Here is a 13,426-nt window from a genome sequence, read left to right as displayed (position 1 = left end):
TTACGTTCCGCTTCGTATTTACGCTTAGCATCACAACAATCAAGACAGCGGCATTTATGGTGCTGATAACCACTATTTGTGCCGTGAGTTAATCCTCTCATGCCGCCACCCCTTCACTCACTAGCTTAAGTTCACTTGCTTTTGCGTAAACAGAAGTGTCAGGCTCACCAATAGGTTGTAGTTCAATTGGATAAGGATCTGGATGAATAGAAATATCAAACCCAACAACCTTGTAGCGATGCCCTTTAATAAGTGTTTTGTAGGTTGTGCCATTGTGAGTAAAAGTGTCGTCAATTAAAGACTCGACAATGTCACCAAACTTTAAAGCTCTCATGCCGCTGCTCCTTTCTCTAACCATTTCGCAATGCGAGTAATAAGCTTCTGAGTCAACTTCACTTGCGTAAATACCTTTTCACCCGATTCAAATAATCGAGGTGCAGAAGTCACAACATGCACAAGCTTTTGATCAATAGACTTTTGATAGGCCTGAATTTTCGAAAAGTTGTCGCGATATACGACTTTGTGGTCCAGTAGGTATTGCGTTAATTGATTTTGACCAACCTTGAGAACTTTAGCGGCCTCACGAATCCCTAAAACATTAGTGCAGTCAGCAATGCGATCTAGGCCTTTTGCTTTTGGTTCGAGGATTGCGACTTGTCCCCGCAACTCAATATTTTCCTGCTCAGCTTGTAGGGCTAATTGGATTAGATCCATGCGGGATAATTCAGTTGGTTTTTGTGGTTGGTAAGCTTGAGCTTCAAGCTCCTGCCAACGATCAACAAGACGTGCAGTGAACTCTGGGCAGAGTTGAGCAACAACGATAATTGAATCGCGCTTGCCTTTTTCACCTGAAAAGATGTAAAAGCTGCTTGGACGGCCTGCTGTAGGCTTTTCCCCCATTGGGGGTAAAGTAATAACTCCACGCTCAGCTAGTCTTTCGATAGATTGCTTAACTTTGTCATGGCGCGAATCAACAAGTTCAGCTATTTCTTGGCTGTCCATGCTTTGATTTTGTGTTAAAATTTCCATGTATTTAATCCCCTAGATTATTTACACAAAGGCTCAGTAGTTCGCGCTACTGGGCTTTTTTCGTTTTCACACGATGTATTCACTGTATTCGTGGTATTACCGAATGCCTTGCTGAGATACTCATGTTGTTTCTTGAATTTCATGAGCTTTTCTATGGCAGCATCACGAATCCACTCTGAACGCTTTACATCATCCATGGCAGCCAAAGCGTCAATGGCTTGCAGTGCTTCATGTGTCATTCGCACCGATGTAGAATCGGTTTTCTTCCCGTTTATATCTAGAAAACCTAAATTTAAGGCTTCTTGCATTTCGTCGACTCCCACTGGTAAGACTCCCCTAGTCCTTGGTGCTTTTATTGGTTATGCCGTTAAGGCTTGTGGCTTCGTTTCAGAATCACGAAACGTTTTAAATCGTAAATTCAAGGCTGAACGATCTGCTTTAAGCACACCATTTGTTTGCACCTCGAAAGTTGCTTGTATTTGCGGAGGGATTCCGTTGTCTTCCCATTCAGTCATTGTTGAGCGGCCCACCTTTAGCTTTATCGCTAATTGGGATTTGTTTTTAACTCCGTAATGACTAATGAGATCTTGGATATTCATATTCAAAACCTTGAACAATTTCATTCAATTTATTGAACAACATGTTCAAGTAATTGTCGAATTAATTGTTCATAATTCTGAACATCAACAATAGAGTACTCCGCCATGCAGCAAACCGTTTTTGAAAGGATTCAACAGCGCATGCTTGAATTAAATTTATCTCAAGCTGATTTAATGCGAGCTACTGGGGCTGCAAGAGGCACAGTATCAGGATGGATTAATGGACCTAATAGCCCAAGCGCCAAATATTTAGACTCACTTGCAACTGCGTTAAGAACAACTTCAACATGGATATTGACAGGTAAAGATGACGACAAATCAGGTCGCCTAGATGGAAATGTATCATTAAGTCCAATTGCATCAGTAGGTTATGCACCATTAATATCGTGGGTGCAGGCAGGTAGTTGGACAGATATGGATTCTATTAATAATATCGAAGATTGTGAAATGCTTCCCCTTGTGCCGGGCGCAGGTAAAAGAAGTTTTTATTTAGAAGTTAGAGGTTTAAGCAACGCACCACACTTTGAAGAGGGTGAGAAAATTTGTATAGATCCTGATTGGGAGTTGGGAAATATTCAAACAGGTGAGATGGTTGTAGTTAAATGTGACGGTGAGGCAACATTTAAAGCTCTTATAGTTGAAACTAATGGTTATTACCTAAAACCATTAAACCCAAATTGGAGCGAGCAAGTCATCCCGCTCAAAGAAAATTGTGTATTAGTTGGTAAATATGTTGGATCGTTCAGACCCGCTAAGAAATTCAATCTAGTTTAATAAAATCATAATTTTAGCCCGCCATTGCGCGGGCTTTTTTATTCAAAAAAATAAATACATGTTCAGTTTTCTGAATTATTTTTTACTTTTTAGTGTTCAAAGTATTGACATTATAGTTCAATTATCTGAACATAAACCTCGTAATCAATAAAAAGCCCCGAACAATCTTGGCGGATGCGGGGCATGAACTACGGGGACCATTATGGATAGTAACAAGAAACAAATCAAGTTTGCTGGTAGTGCTCTTGCACTTGCAGCATTCATTGTTGGTGCATTTTCAATATCACCTGCCTCCACAACCGCACCGATTGACGACAATCAAGTTGTCGTTACAGGCGAAGTAAAGCTTAAGCAAAAACTTAAATTTTGTGCTGAGCAATGCCCTGCGCTAATTACTATCGGTGATTACGAAGTATTTGTTGAATATGGGCTTGATGGTGAGTCAATTCGCTACATGGAACCAATGAGCGTTTCCAAAGACGGTATCGAAGTAAATGCATACATCGATCAGGTGGATATTCAAAATATTAACGCTGCGATTTTGCGAGGTGATCAATGAACATCAAAGCAAATTTTGACTCTTTTTGTGTCGCTGCTGTTTTCCAAGATATGAAAGTGGTTTCTGGCATCGCAATTAAAGACGGCAAAGTGCAATTTTCTCTAATGCACAAGTCACATGCTTATAGCGATGCATTAATCGAATGTTCAATGCCAGTTTTGGCTTGCGACACATCTTTCAATGTGAATCAGACAACTGACCCACAGCAAGATCATTGGATTGACATTCCATCATGGAAAGCTATCGAAGGAGCCACTGCCACCATTATTAATGTTGAAAGTGTGTCAGCAATTGAAGGTCAGCCTTTTCACTTAACACCAGATCAACAACACCAGCTAAACACGCTTATCGAAGAATGGGCAGAAGAACATTTCAAAGATGAGTGTGAACAGCAAGCCACTTATGTTGCTGAGGATATGGCAGAGGAGATTTACGGATGAATAATCAAACTAACGAGTCGTTCTCTTTTCAAAAAGCTGAACGTAAAAAAGCAAAACTAAAGCTGAACTTAAACGGCCCAAGCGGTTCAGGCAAAACTTACTCGGCACTCCTAATGGCAAGCGGAATATCCTCTAAAATTGCTTTGATTGACACGGAAAATGAGTCAGCAAGTTTGTACGCAAACGATTTTAAGTTTGACACCTTGCCTTTGCGCCCCCCTTACACTCCTGAGCGTTTTGCAGGTGCTATTTTGGCAGCTTACAACATGGGGTATGAGGTTTTGATTATAGATAGCGCCTCGCATGAATGGATTGGTACCGGTGGATGCTTGGAAATTAATGACATGGCTGCCCGCACTAAATTTAAAGGCAATATATGGTCTGCTTGGTCAGATACCACCCCGCGGCACCGTCGTTTTATTGATGCAATCCTACAGACCGATATGCACATCATCACAACCACCCGTGCAAAAACCGAAACCGTACAAGGTGAAGGCAAAAAGATTGTGAAATTAGGGATGAAGGCTGAACAGCGTGATGGTTACGAGTATGAATTAACTGTTGCTCTTGATGTTGTTCATGACAATCACTTTGTTACACCAACCAAAGATCGAACCAAGCTATTCAACACCGATGGTGAAATTATCACGCGCGAAACTGGTGAAAAGCTTGTTGCTTGGCTAAATGATGGCAAGAGCCAAGAAGAGGCTCTGCAAGAGGCTTTTTCTGAAGCTCTATCTCGAATCAATTCAACAAACGACATTTCCGAACTTGGAATTATTTACTCGCAATTCAAGGGCACTGAGTGCGAGGCTGAAATCATAAGTGCTTGCAGCTCTCGTAAAACCAATCTCACTCAGCAACAAGGAACAGCATAATGACTACTTTATATGACTTCGGCTCTGCTCTTGGTGACACTGTTGAAAAAATCCAAGATCTATTGGATGAGGGTATTAGTGCTGATGATGAGCGTGTGCAAGAGCTTCTTGAGCAAATGGTTGCTCAAGAAGAAGATTGGGAGAACAAGGCAGTTAATGTTGCCAAGTACCTCAATCAATTGTCTAAAGATGAGGTGATGATTGACTCGGAAATTCTGCGCCTAACCAATAAGCGGAAAAATATTAGCAACGCCTATGCAAATCTATCTGGCTTATTGATGTGGCAGATGGAGAATTTTGGGAAGCTAGAAATTAAAGACTCTTTATTATCTGTAAAAATTCGTGAAAACCCTATCTCGGTTGTTGTTAAGGATGAGGATGCTATTCCTTCTCAATTCAAGGCCACGAAAACCACCATCACTGTGAATAAGAATGCGCTGAAATTAGCTTTTAAAGAAGGTGCAAAAATTGAAGGTGTGGAGTTTGTGCGCACTAAAAAGCTTGCGATTAAGTGAGGTGGCAGCATGAAATTCTTAAAAATTGGCAACACGATTCTTAATGTTTCACGGATTGAGTGCGTCACTGAAAACAAAGTGATTGTTGGTTATTCGGGTGCTGATGACTTGCCATTTGGTGATGAAATCAGGGAAGTGAAAGGCATTTCAGTTTTTATGATTGATGCAGCTAGTCATGGTGGTTGCTTTGTTTTTGAAAGCGAAACCATTGAATCATTTTATGAAAAAGTGGTGGCAGCATGAAACTACCAAACAGCATTTCACCCGCCTTTATCGAATGGCTAGATCGTGGCGGTCACAAAATTGAACTCAAGAAAAACGCCATGATTGTGAAAAAGCAATTTAGCGATGGTGTGAAACGCAGCGTGATTCCTTTCGAGCGTCACGAAATTAAAGAGTTTTACGAATTGGACGAATACCTATCTCAGCGTTATGAGCTTTTTCTAAAGCAGTATTTCAACAATGGGAAAGGTTTTATTCAGGATTTAAGACTAGCTATGGCGAGCAAGTATCGCAAGGCTGTGATGATGAACAATTTGGCAAAGGTGGCGTGATGAATATTAAAAAAGAAAGAGAAGCGTTTGAAAAACATGCCAGTAAATTTTTTACTGATTCTAAAGAAGCCTTCAAAACTAATGGTGATCAGTATTTGTATGATGAAGTTACCTGGATGTGGGATTGTTGGATAGAAAGAGCCAAAGCCCAAGCGGTGCCGGAAGTAGCACAACGTCAAGGTGGTTATTACATCCGCGACTTACGCAGTCAACTAGGTAACTGTATGAAGTTCTGGTATCAAGCAGGCTATGGTGCGAAACATAAAAACTTTTTTTGGTGTGCGACGCTAGAAGAAGCAAAAAAATACAAAGGTAGCTGTGACTGGTTTGAAATTTGGCATGCACCTTATATTGACTCGCTTGTTGAATACACTGTTGATTTTCAATTAGCAGATCGAGGTATCGGCTTAGTTGATTTAAAAGCACAGGAGCCAGCCAATGACTAATCTAATCAGTGGCAAAGAAGCGTTGATTGCTTTGGAGAATGGTGAGGATGTTGAATATCTTGAGGACGATAACAAGTGGAATTTGATAGATAAAGAGTTTGTTGTTATATCTGCTTTGATAGATTGTAAGCTTCGCCTAAAACCTCAAACAATCACGATTAATGGGATTGAGGTGCCTGCGCCTTTTGAGCCAAAAGATGGTGATGAAATATGGTTTTTGAATCCTGATTATGGCTGCGGATATGTATATGGAGATTACGATCCAGCGGAGTCTGTAATTCAATTTGGAGCATGGCGCACCGAAGAAGAAATCAGGCAAGTAGTCGCAGCGTTGCGTCAAATATTTGGGGGTGTGTGATGACTGAAATTCAATTAACAAAACCTCAATTCGCTCAGATCCAAATTGACAACTTAACTTCTAAAGACATGCCCTACTTTGAAAATTGGGATGCGCAGGAAGTTGAATTATTTAATGCGATTGTGAATGCAGTCGATTACGACAATGAGTTTACTTTTAATATGCGCGGTTGGTCACGTCAGTGTGTAATAAGCGGTACAGGCGGCATGATCGAAGTTAATGAAATGAATGCGGATGAGCTTTACCACTTGTTTAGTTGTTATTTGAGCGGGTTGCCTAGAAATGTTGTTGTAGCTTTGGGAGAGATTGCATGACAGCTAAAGTTTTAGATCCGTGTTGTGGTTCTCGCATGTTTCATTTTGATCGTGCGAATCTGAATGTGGTTTTTGGGGATATTCGCTCAGAAAGCCATATTTTATGTGATGGTCGATCGCTTGAAGTCTCGCCTGACATTGAGATGGATTTTCGCGATATGCCATTTAACGATGGCCAATTTAACTTAGTGGTATTTGATCCACCCCATTTGGTAAAGGCTGGCCCACTGAGTTGGTTGGCTTTGAAGTACGGAAAGTTGCATGAGAATTGGCGCGATGATATTCGCCAAGGTTTTTCAGAGTGTTTTCGCGTGTTGGCCAACAATGGTGTTTTAATTTTCAAATGGAATGAGACACAAATTAAGGTTGGTGAAATATTAGAATTCACAGATCAAAAGCCAGTGTTTGGTCATATTAGTGGTAAGCGTGCCAATACACATTGGATCACTTTTATGAAAGTGGAAAGTTTGAAGGAGGTGTCATGAATCTAATTGAACAGTTGGGTGGTTATTCACAAGCAAAAAACTGGCTAGATAAGAATGAGATTCATGTTAAGCATGGATATTTAGAGAAGTATAGACTGGAATTATTAGAACACCGCCGCGCCAATAATATTTTTGAAATGGGTGATTATATAATCCATGAAGATGAATTGATGGTTTTTGCAATGTGGTCTGAAAAAGTGAGTAATTGCGCTTACATTGGCTACGCTTATGCCGAAGATGGATTTTTAGTTAAGAATGATGAGTTTAGACACGCCACACCCGAAGAAATCAAAGCGGGTAAAAGATCGGAGGTGAAAAGTGAAAATTAAGCTAAATGAAATGTCGCAGCAAGATAAAGATATGCGTTTAGATCGCTTCCTTGCTGCATCAGACCAGCAGTTATTTCCGCAGGAAGATGTAGCAATTTACCTCTCCTGCTCTGTCCACACCTTGCAGCGCCTGCGCTGTGTGGGTGGTGGAATCCCTTACACTAAGGTAGGCCGATGTGTAACTTACAAGAAGTCGGATGTGCTGACCTACCAAGAGCGACAGACAGTAATGAATACAGCCCAACTTGCCTCTTAATCGAAGCAGTTGAGCTTACCTTGATACACGGCTTCAATGTCATTCATTGCAAGCCGTAATTTTTTGAGTGATACCTGCACATACCCACCAGTCACATCATTTTTAGCGCCGGAACGGTGGTTTAAAAGTCGCTTAATGGTGTATGGACCATAATCCAAATTGTTGCAGATCGTCGCAAAGGTTCGACGCAAATCATGCAATGAAATTTGAATACCGGTCTGCTCACCAATAGTTCTGAGCAAGCCCTGAGCGCCTGCAATATGTTTCGCATTTGATGTCATATTGGAGCCCGGAAAAACATAGTCATTTCTTCGCAGCTCGTAACGCTGTTTGATAATCTCAAAAAGATGGTCACCCATTGGTAATAAGTGGTCATCACCGTTCTTTGGATCCTTAAAGACAAATAAGCCCTTCTCAATATCTACATTTTCCCACTTCAGGGTTTGTGCTTCATTTCTGCGGCACCCGGTATACATGATGAATAGCACCAGATCACGTGTGGCATTCTTGGAGGCATCTTCATATAAAGAGCGCTCAGTGAAGTAATTCAGGACTGCATTGTAAAAAGTATGGATATTGCTTTCATCCAGGTGGCGTGTACGTGCTTTAGTTTTATTCCAGCCACGTTTTGCAGGAATCACATCAACCGGGTTTTGTTTGAGAATGGGATTTTCATCAGTTGAGCAATGGATTTGGGCGAAGCGCCAGATGGACCCAAGCATTTTTAAAGTAAGGTTGGCTTGAGTGGGGCTATATTCGGTCAGCTTAATGAACCGGTCAAATACATCCTTTTTATTGATTTCAAATATAGGCCGTTCTTTCCAGTCTGGAAGAAAGGTATTAATGCAGTGATTGTAGGTATTCACAGAAAGCGGTTTTAATTTTCTTTGCTTTAAGTACAGGTCGAACGCCTGACTTAATGTGATCTCATTATTTAAGGCATCTTTCTTTTTCTCAAAAACACCATTAGCAATATCAGCCAAAATGGACTGAGCCTTTTTTCTGGCTTCTGCAGGTGTAATCTCATTAGTCTTGCCTAGCGTCACACGGAACAGCTTCCCGGCATGTCTCCGCTCGACAATATAAGATTTGCTTTTTGTTGTAGCTCGGACTGCAAAACCAATCAAATCTGAGTCACGATAGATGGCTTGCCCTTTTTCAGTCAATGCAATAGCATCAACATTAGATTTGTTGAGTTTCATTTCAAGCTTAATTTACAAATTCGACACTTGCATTTTAAGCCTGAAATTACTCAACAGTCTACATATAGTCTACACGTTATTTTTTAGTGTAGATGTGATGTATAATAAATTAATATATAACAACAACTTAAATCACACTATATTTTCTGGCTACTAGAAGCGCCAGTTATAGAATAAGTCAATTGCACGCTCTAAAGACTGACTCGCTTCCAAGTACAAACGTTGATTCATTTGATAACGTAAGGTCAGTTTATTCACTGGTGTAAATACCCCGACGCCATAACGAATGAATAAGTCAGGTGTGATATAACCCGTCACAGAAACCTGAGTATCATCCCCTGTTCCTTGAGCATCCAATGCCAAACCACTCAAACCAAATGTACGACCAATTTGATTGGTCAATGCACGTGTACCACCCAAGCCCATACTAATACCGGCTGCAGCAATCGTGTTGTTCACATCAGAACGGAAACCTTCCGCCTGACTTAAACCTGAACTTCCTTCATTAATACGACCTGTAATTAAGGCATTTAAGGCTTCTTGTTCAGACAGACCTGCATCGTTATACACCTGAATTGCAGGACTTGATGCTGTACCCGTCACACGAACACCAACGGTACTGCCTTGTACGGCTTTATTGGCATCAATATCTAAAGTTGGGTTCGCCAATGGCCCATTAAAACGAGCAATCGCACGGTTCAAGTCCAGACTTTGACCATAAGCTTCGATTTTCACACGCTGAGAAACACCGATTGCACCATTGGCACGCATTGCTGTTTCTAATCCACGTTGTGTCAAATTCAAACGACCAATCAACGGAATTCGGCTATCAAAACCTTGGAAAATCACTTGATTACCAATATTTACCTGCACGTCAGCGCGAATATCCCAAGGACGTGCCGATTTTAAGATTTCAAGTTGGTTATCACCTTCATGTACCACACGTACATCTGAAGATACCCCAACCACTGTTGCAGAAGATTCCGGCATCGAAATCAATGCACGCGGCACATCAATTTTACCTTTTAAGGTTAATTTCTTACTGAAAGGCAGCACATCTAAAGATAAATCAGGCGTTACAACAGCGGTGATCAATGGTGCTTGACGGACCAACATTTCCTTACCCGTTAAATTCAACTGGATACGTGGATCATTTTTCCAGTCAATATTTCCGGTTAATTTGCCCACACCACGACCACTATTAAATGCACCATCAATCGTCGCGTGGTTTTGACGTACAGCAGAATACAACTGAATATTGGTCAAGTTCACAGGTAATGAAATCATGCTAATCGAGCCATTTTTCACTCGAATCTCACCATCCATTAAAGGCTGAGACAATGTTCCACTAATTTTTGCCGCATAAGACAACGTGCCGCCCATTGAACGGACATCTTGTATAAATGGTTTTAAGATTTTCAATTGAACTTGGTTAAAGGCCACTTCACCGCGAATCGGTTTATTGGCTTTATATGGATCAATAATAATATTGGCATAACCTGTACCAATATCAGGAGCTTTGGTATCGAGTCGAATTTGTAGCCCTTCAGCGACACTTTTCGCAATCAAACCTACTTCATCATATTTTAAAGTGGATGCTAAATACTGTGGATCTTCCGCTGCTAAACCGAGTAAACCGTCACGAGTCACTAATCGTGCATCAATTTTAGGTTTTGCACCTTTCGCCCAAGACGCTTTCGCATAACCATTCACTTTACCCGTAATCGCCAGGCCTTCAGGCATAAATGCTGCAAAATCATTTAAGTCTAGGTTCTTTGTCACAAAAGATACATTGCCGCGGTTTTTATTCACACGAATCGGCTGATCAAAACATAATTCACTTTGCTGACTCATCCAACAATGTGCGCCAACAAATAAGTCAGACTGTGCAGTGTTGTAAATAATCGATGCATTTTGACGCTGCACAAGACGTGTACGCAAGGAGTCAAAATCGCCTTTTTGAATCTGACCAAGCCAATTATTTTGTGCGTTAAAACCACCAGCTAACTGCACATAAAATTTTGTTAATTTATTTTCAGCACTGACTTTTAATAAATGCGCATTACGTGTACCGGCCAGTGAAATTTGACCTTTCACAATCTCACGGTTGTTACTGCGTAAATTATCCATCGTTGCCGTTAATAAACTTGGTGAAGTCGCAGAAGTTGGCAACTCGCCTTGCACCCGTATTTTTTTCACACTGAATAAATTATTAAAAGCAAAATCATCTATTGCGATATTGGCAGATGCTTGCAGTCGTGGCTGTGCTTGAACATTTAAGTAGCCATAAGCACGTCCACGTAGGCCTGCATAAATTTCATATAACGCTGGTGCATTAATTTTCAATTGTAAATTTTGTGCATTACCAGTGGCTTGAATTTGGTTATTGGCATAAGCCAACAGCAAATTATTCGCTTCAAACTGTTTTGGCATAAAGCCGGATTGATTTGAATTAATCACCATCGCCAAGTTACCTTGACCACGGACAGGTTTGTTATTGATCATACCTGCCAAATTCAGACGTTCAATTTGAATACGTTTTAGCGCATCTGACCACACACCACTGGTTTTTAAATTTCCAGATAATTCACCCCGTACATTTGAGGCAAAATAATGCGGCTTAAAATGCACCAGTGATGCATTGATATCCCAACCAATGGCTTTTTGCAGTAAAACCTGTCCATTGGCTGAAATCTTACCTGCCACGCCATCATGACGCAGTTCGGCTATTTTAATTAATTCAGGTGTGCCAGATACTTTGAAAATCAAACTGCCTTTACTTGCGGCAACTTGGCTTGCATTGAGGCCACCATCATAATTCACAGCAAAAGCTTTAAAGCCTCCACCTTGTTTCTCATCATGGAAAGTCAGCGCAGCAGTAGATTGACCTGTTAAATGAACCGTTTCATTTTGCTGTGCTAGTCGGCCTAATAAATCAATATTATTCAGCTGAATAATCTGTTGATTTGGTTTTGCATAACCATTGGCTTTTAATGACCCTGTAATTTGATCGACAGGCGCAGCAGCCACGATGGTTTGCGGATTGAACTGCTGTGCTTGTACATTGGCTTGCCATTTCAGCATGCGTTTTTGATCAGGTAATTCTACAACCGCGTTACCCTTGAGCTGACCTTTGTCGGCCACATAACTAAAGGCAGGGACATTAAGATTGTTATTTTTCAGATTCAGTTTGGCTTGATATTGGCCAGCAGGCAGAGCACCTTTTTCATGTCGTGACACGGTGGTCGCCACATTAATGTTTTGCTGACCTTCTGTAAGCGCCAATTGCACATTGCCCGAATCACTACTCAACCATCCAACATATGGCACTGCACGGTCTATATTTTTCCAAGACACATCCATCAGCATCGGCTGAGCTTTATTATTTTTAGCAGGCGCTTGATCGAGTTTTAAATTCCAAGTTTCATATTGATCAAAATCCACCAACGCCGTCAGGTGCATGCCTTTTTCAAGGGTACCTTTGGACGCAATATTACTATTTAAACTCACAGGTAGAAAATCTTGAACCACCTGCGGGATCAGCTTATGTTTTGGATTAATTTTATCTAAACGACCACTTACATCCCAAGTGACCTGATCTTTCCAACTCACCACGCCACCCAAGTTGACAGCGCCGCCCATCACTTGACCATTTAGGTTAGTAATATCGAGTTGGTTGACCAAGTCCGTACTCATGAGCGCAGTATATTTCCCCTCAGGAATATTGGCCCCGCTCAGGTCCGTGTCTAAATCTAAATTGAGACGCTGAATATCCCCTTTGAATTTTGCCAGACCATTTTTAGCAAAAAGCTTTTGCTCAGTCAGTAACGGTAAATGATAGTTTTTAAATTTGAGTGCACCAAACATTGGAACATGTGGACGCATTGGATGAACCACAGCCCAACCAGTTAAAAGATCTGGGGTATGAGTTGCCACACCAGCTTGAATCGTATCAAGAGATCCTTTAGCCACCACTTGAATATCATGAATGTTCAAGCTTTCACGTAGTGAAGGTAAATTGACAATACCCACAGCATTTAGCGGATACTTGCCTTCAAATTTCATATTCCCAGACGCTTGGCGCACAGATAAATAGCCCATATCCATACGGGTATCTTCAAATTTTAATTCCGTCCCTGACCAAAGCGCTTCATTTAATTCAATGTCATAAAAATCCACACCTGAACTATGGGTTTTAATCAGCATATGATCTAGATCTGCATGATCGACACGAAGTACGAACGGCAGACGGATTTCACTAAATGCAAAAGGTTTATCGCTAGGTGGGGTCTTGGTAATAATTTGCAGATTTTTAACATCTGCCTTATTTAAGTGAATTTCTTTATTAATAATGGCACGCCAACCGAGTGTAATATCGGCACGGTCAATCTTTACATCGACAGGTTTTAGCGTAACGAGAACATTTCGTAAAATAATGCCCCGCCACAGGTTACCACCTTCATATTCATAGTAAATGATTTGCTGACGTTCCAGAACACGGTCAAGTAAAAACTTACTGCCTTTGTCTGTAGAGAACATGACCGCTAATGCAGCCACCAAAAAGATAAGCACGAACACGAAGGTCAAAATGACACTTCGAAGAATACGACGCTTCTTCGGCAGTTGCTCTACCGGCGTTTCGTTTTCTGGTTCTTGCTGTTCTTGTTCAGTCATAAAAAACACATCAC

The 13,426-nt window shown here is 41.0% G+C and carries 19 protein-coding genes; 13 read left to right on the top strand and 6 right to left on the bottom strand.

Annotation, left to right across the window (positions count from 1 at the left end; translation table 11 throughout):
* Positions 1-97: 97 nt before the first annotated feature.
* The 4 genes from FTU75_RS03650 to FTU75_RS03635 are packed head-to-tail and all read right to left on the bottom strand — an operon-like array spanning position 98 to position 1,628.
* Positions 98-334, bottom strand: coding sequence for a hypothetical protein (locus FTU75_RS03650; protein WP_180115160.1), 237 nt, complete (start codon positions 332-334; stop codon positions 98-100).
* The gene (locus FTU75_RS03645) at positions 331-1,029 is read right to left on the bottom strand and encodes a phage antirepressor KilAC domain-containing protein (protein ID WP_180115159.1); all 699 of its coding nucleotides are present in this window, start codon (positions 1,027-1,029) and stop codon (positions 331-333) included. Before FTU75_RS03645 ends, FTU75_RS03650 begins: the two co-directional genes overlap by 4 nt.
* Positions 1,030-1,046: 17 nt before the next feature.
* Positions 1,047-1,337, bottom strand: a complete 291-nt coding sequence (locus tag FTU75_RS03640) for a ribbon-helix-helix domain-containing protein (RefSeq protein ID WP_180115158.1) — start codon at positions 1,335-1,337, stop codon at positions 1,047-1,049.
* 51 nt (positions 1,338-1,388) lie between these two features.
* The gene (locus FTU75_RS03635) at positions 1,389-1,628 is read right to left on the bottom strand and encodes a helix-turn-helix domain-containing protein (protein ID WP_180110125.1); all 240 of its coding nucleotides are present in this window, start codon (positions 1,626-1,628) and stop codon (positions 1,389-1,391) included.
* Between the two features lie 105 nt (positions 1,629-1,733).
* Here FTU75_RS03635 and FTU75_RS03630 point away from each other — a divergent pair, with 105 nt between their 5' ends.
* The 13 genes from FTU75_RS03630 to FTU75_RS03570 all read left to right on the top strand — a co-directional run bounded on the left by FTU75_RS03630 (position 1,734) and on the right by FTU75_RS03570 (position 7,536).
* Positions 1,734-2,402, top strand: coding sequence for a LexA family transcriptional regulator (locus FTU75_RS03630; protein WP_180110126.1), 669 nt, complete (start codon positions 1,734-1,736; stop codon positions 2,400-2,402).
* 202 nt (positions 2,403-2,604) lie between these two features.
* Positions 2,605-2,961 (top strand): hypothetical protein, encoded by a 357-nt coding sequence (locus tag FTU75_RS03625; protein ID WP_180115157.1) that lies wholly within the window; start codon positions 2,605-2,607, stop codon positions 2,959-2,961.
* Positions 2,958-3,401 carry a hypothetical protein gene (locus tag FTU75_RS03620; RefSeq protein ID WP_180115156.1) on the top strand — a complete coding sequence of 148 codons (444 nt, stop codon included), beginning with the start codon at positions 2,958-2,960 and terminating at the stop codon, positions 3,399-3,401. The genes FTU75_RS03625 and FTU75_RS03620 overlap by 4 nt, the downstream gene beginning before the upstream one ends.
* The gene (locus FTU75_RS03615; protein WP_180115155.1) at positions 3,398-4,279 is read left to right on the top strand and encodes an ATP-binding protein; all 882 of its coding nucleotides are present in this window, start codon (positions 3,398-3,400) and stop codon (positions 4,277-4,279) included. The genes FTU75_RS03620 and FTU75_RS03615 overlap by 4 nt, the downstream gene beginning before the upstream one ends.
* On the top strand, positions 4,279-4,794 hold the full coding sequence (locus tag FTU75_RS03610) for a siphovirus Gp157 family protein (protein WP_180115154.1): 516 nt from the start codon (positions 4,279-4,281) through the stop codon (positions 4,792-4,794). The genes FTU75_RS03615 and FTU75_RS03610 overlap by 1 nt, the downstream gene beginning before the upstream one ends.
* 9 nt (positions 4,795-4,803) lie before the next feature.
* Entirely contained in the window at positions 4,804-5,037 is a 234-nt protein-coding gene (locus tag FTU75_RS03605) for a hypothetical protein (RefSeq protein ID WP_180115153.1), read from the top strand.
* Positions 5,034-5,348 (top strand): hypothetical protein, encoded by a 315-nt coding sequence (locus FTU75_RS03600; protein ID WP_180115152.1) that lies wholly within the window; start codon positions 5,034-5,036, stop codon positions 5,346-5,348. The genes FTU75_RS03605 and FTU75_RS03600 overlap by 4 nt, the downstream gene beginning before the upstream one ends.
* Positions 5,348-5,794, top strand: a complete 447-nt coding sequence (locus FTU75_RS03595) for a hypothetical protein (RefSeq protein WP_180115151.1) — start codon at positions 5,348-5,350, stop codon at positions 5,792-5,794. The genes FTU75_RS03600 and FTU75_RS03595 overlap by 1 nt, the downstream gene beginning before the upstream one ends.
* On the top strand, positions 5,787-6,152 hold the full coding sequence (locus FTU75_RS03590) for a hypothetical protein (RefSeq protein WP_180115150.1): 366 nt from the start codon (positions 5,787-5,789) through the stop codon (positions 6,150-6,152). The genes FTU75_RS03595 and FTU75_RS03590 overlap by 8 nt, the downstream gene beginning before the upstream one ends.
* A complete protein-coding gene (locus tag FTU75_RS03585) occupies positions 6,152-6,466 on the top strand; it encodes a hypothetical protein (protein ID WP_180115149.1) in 315 nt (104 codons plus the stop codon). The genes FTU75_RS03590 and FTU75_RS03585 overlap by 1 nt, the downstream gene beginning before the upstream one ends.
* A complete protein-coding gene (locus FTU75_RS03580; RefSeq protein WP_180115148.1) occupies positions 6,463-6,951 on the top strand; it encodes a class I SAM-dependent methyltransferase in 489 nt (162 codons plus the stop codon). The genes FTU75_RS03585 and FTU75_RS03580 overlap by 4 nt, the downstream gene beginning before the upstream one ends.
* A complete protein-coding gene (locus tag FTU75_RS18340; RefSeq protein WP_257223702.1) occupies positions 6,948-7,280 on the top strand; it encodes a hypothetical protein in 333 nt (110 codons plus the stop codon). The genes FTU75_RS03580 and FTU75_RS18340 overlap by 4 nt, the downstream gene beginning before the upstream one ends.
* Complete coding sequence (locus tag FTU75_RS03570; protein WP_373685842.1) at positions 7,270-7,536, top strand: helix-turn-helix domain-containing protein; 267 nt, start codon at positions 7,270-7,272, stop codon at positions 7,534-7,536. Before FTU75_RS18340 ends, FTU75_RS03570 begins: the two co-directional genes overlap by 11 nt.
* On the opposite strand, the gene FTU75_RS03565 is transcribed toward FTU75_RS03570, so the two are convergent.
* Both FTU75_RS03565 and FTU75_RS03560 read right to left on the bottom strand, forming a co-directional pair.
* Positions 7,533-8,738: an integrase family protein gene (locus tag FTU75_RS03565; RefSeq protein ID WP_180115147.1), complete on the bottom strand. Its 1,206-nt coding sequence runs from the start codon at positions 8,736-8,738 to the stop codon at positions 7,533-7,535. The genes FTU75_RS03570 and FTU75_RS03565 overlap by 4 nt on opposite strands.
* Positions 8,739-8,891: 153 nt before the next feature.
* Entirely contained in the window at positions 8,892-13,412 is a 4,521-nt protein-coding gene (locus FTU75_RS03560) for a translocation/assembly module TamB domain-containing protein (RefSeq protein WP_180115146.1), read from the bottom strand.
* Between the last annotated feature and the right edge of the window lie 14 nt (positions 13,413-13,426).

Source organism: Acinetobacter sp. YH12140, from assembly GCF_013418475.1.
Lineage (GTDB): Bacteria > Pseudomonadota > Gammaproteobacteria > Pseudomonadales > Moraxellaceae > Acinetobacter > Acinetobacter amyesii.
Note: the sequence above shows the minus strand (reverse complement) of the source record. Positions and strands in the feature narration are given on the sequence as shown.

What these genes read in the sequence shown, in the direction of transcription:
- FTU75_RS03640 (WP_180115158.1), bottom strand. Translation starts at nt 1,337, where the DNA reads ATGCAAGAAGCCTTAAATTTAGGTTTTCTAGATATAAACGGGAAGAAA.
- FTU75_RS03630 (WP_180110126.1), top strand. Translation starts at nt 1,734, where the DNA reads ATGCAGCAAACCGTTTTTGAAAGGATTCAACAGCGCATGCTTGAATTA.
- FTU75_RS03650 (WP_180115160.1), bottom strand. Translation starts at nt 334, where the DNA reads ATGAGAGCTTTAAAGTTTGGTGACATTGTCGAGTCTTTAATTGACGAC.
- FTU75_RS03580 (WP_180115148.1), top strand. Translation starts at nt 6,463, where the DNA reads ATGACAGCTAAAGTTTTAGATCCGTGTTGTGGTTCTCGCATGTTTCAT.
- FTU75_RS03620 (WP_180115156.1), top strand. Translation starts at nt 2,958, where the DNA reads ATGAACATCAAAGCAAATTTTGACTCTTTTTGTGTCGCTGCTGTTTTC.
- FTU75_RS03635 (WP_180110125.1), bottom strand. Translation starts at nt 1,628, where the DNA reads ATGAATATCCAAGATCTCATTAGTCATTACGGAGTTAAAAACAAATCC.
- FTU75_RS03615 (WP_180115155.1), top strand. Translation starts at nt 3,398, where the DNA reads ATGAATAATCAAACTAACGAGTCGTTCTCTTTTCAAAAAGCTGAACGT.
- FTU75_RS03605 (WP_180115153.1), top strand. Translation starts at nt 4,804, where the DNA reads ATGAAATTCTTAAAAATTGGCAACACGATTCTTAATGTTTCACGGATT.
- FTU75_RS03590 (WP_180115150.1), top strand. Translation starts at nt 5,787, where the DNA reads ATGACTAATCTAATCAGTGGCAAAGAAGCGTTGATTGCTTTGGAGAAT.
- FTU75_RS03610 (WP_180115154.1), top strand. Translation starts at nt 4,279, where the DNA reads ATGACTACTTTATATGACTTCGGCTCTGCTCTTGGTGACACTGTTGAA.
- FTU75_RS03625 (WP_180115157.1), top strand. Translation starts at nt 2,605, where the DNA reads ATGGATAGTAACAAGAAACAAATCAAGTTTGCTGGTAGTGCTCTTGCA.
- FTU75_RS03645 (WP_180115159.1), bottom strand. Translation starts at nt 1,029, where the DNA reads ATGGAAATTTTAACACAAAATCAAAGCATGGACAGCCAAGAAATAGCT.
- FTU75_RS03595 (WP_180115151.1), top strand. Translation starts at nt 5,348, where the DNA reads ATGAATATTAAAAAAGAAAGAGAAGCGTTTGAAAAACATGCCAGTAAA.
- FTU75_RS03560 (WP_180115146.1), bottom strand. Translation starts at nt 13,412, where the DNA reads ATGACTGAACAAGAACAGCAAGAACCAGAAAACGAAACGCCGGTAGAG.
- FTU75_RS18340 (WP_257223702.1), top strand. Translation starts at nt 6,948, where the DNA reads ATGAATCTAATTGAACAGTTGGGTGGTTATTCACAAGCAAAAAACTGG.
- FTU75_RS03585 (WP_180115149.1), top strand. Translation starts at nt 6,152, where the DNA reads ATGACTGAAATTCAATTAACAAAACCTCAATTCGCTCAGATCCAAATT.
- FTU75_RS03565 (WP_180115147.1), bottom strand. Translation starts at nt 8,738, where the DNA reads ATGAAACTCAACAAATCTAATGTTGATGCTATTGCATTGACTGAAAAA.
- FTU75_RS03600 (WP_180115152.1), top strand. Translation starts at nt 5,034, where the DNA reads ATGAAACTACCAAACAGCATTTCACCCGCCTTTATCGAATGGCTAGAT.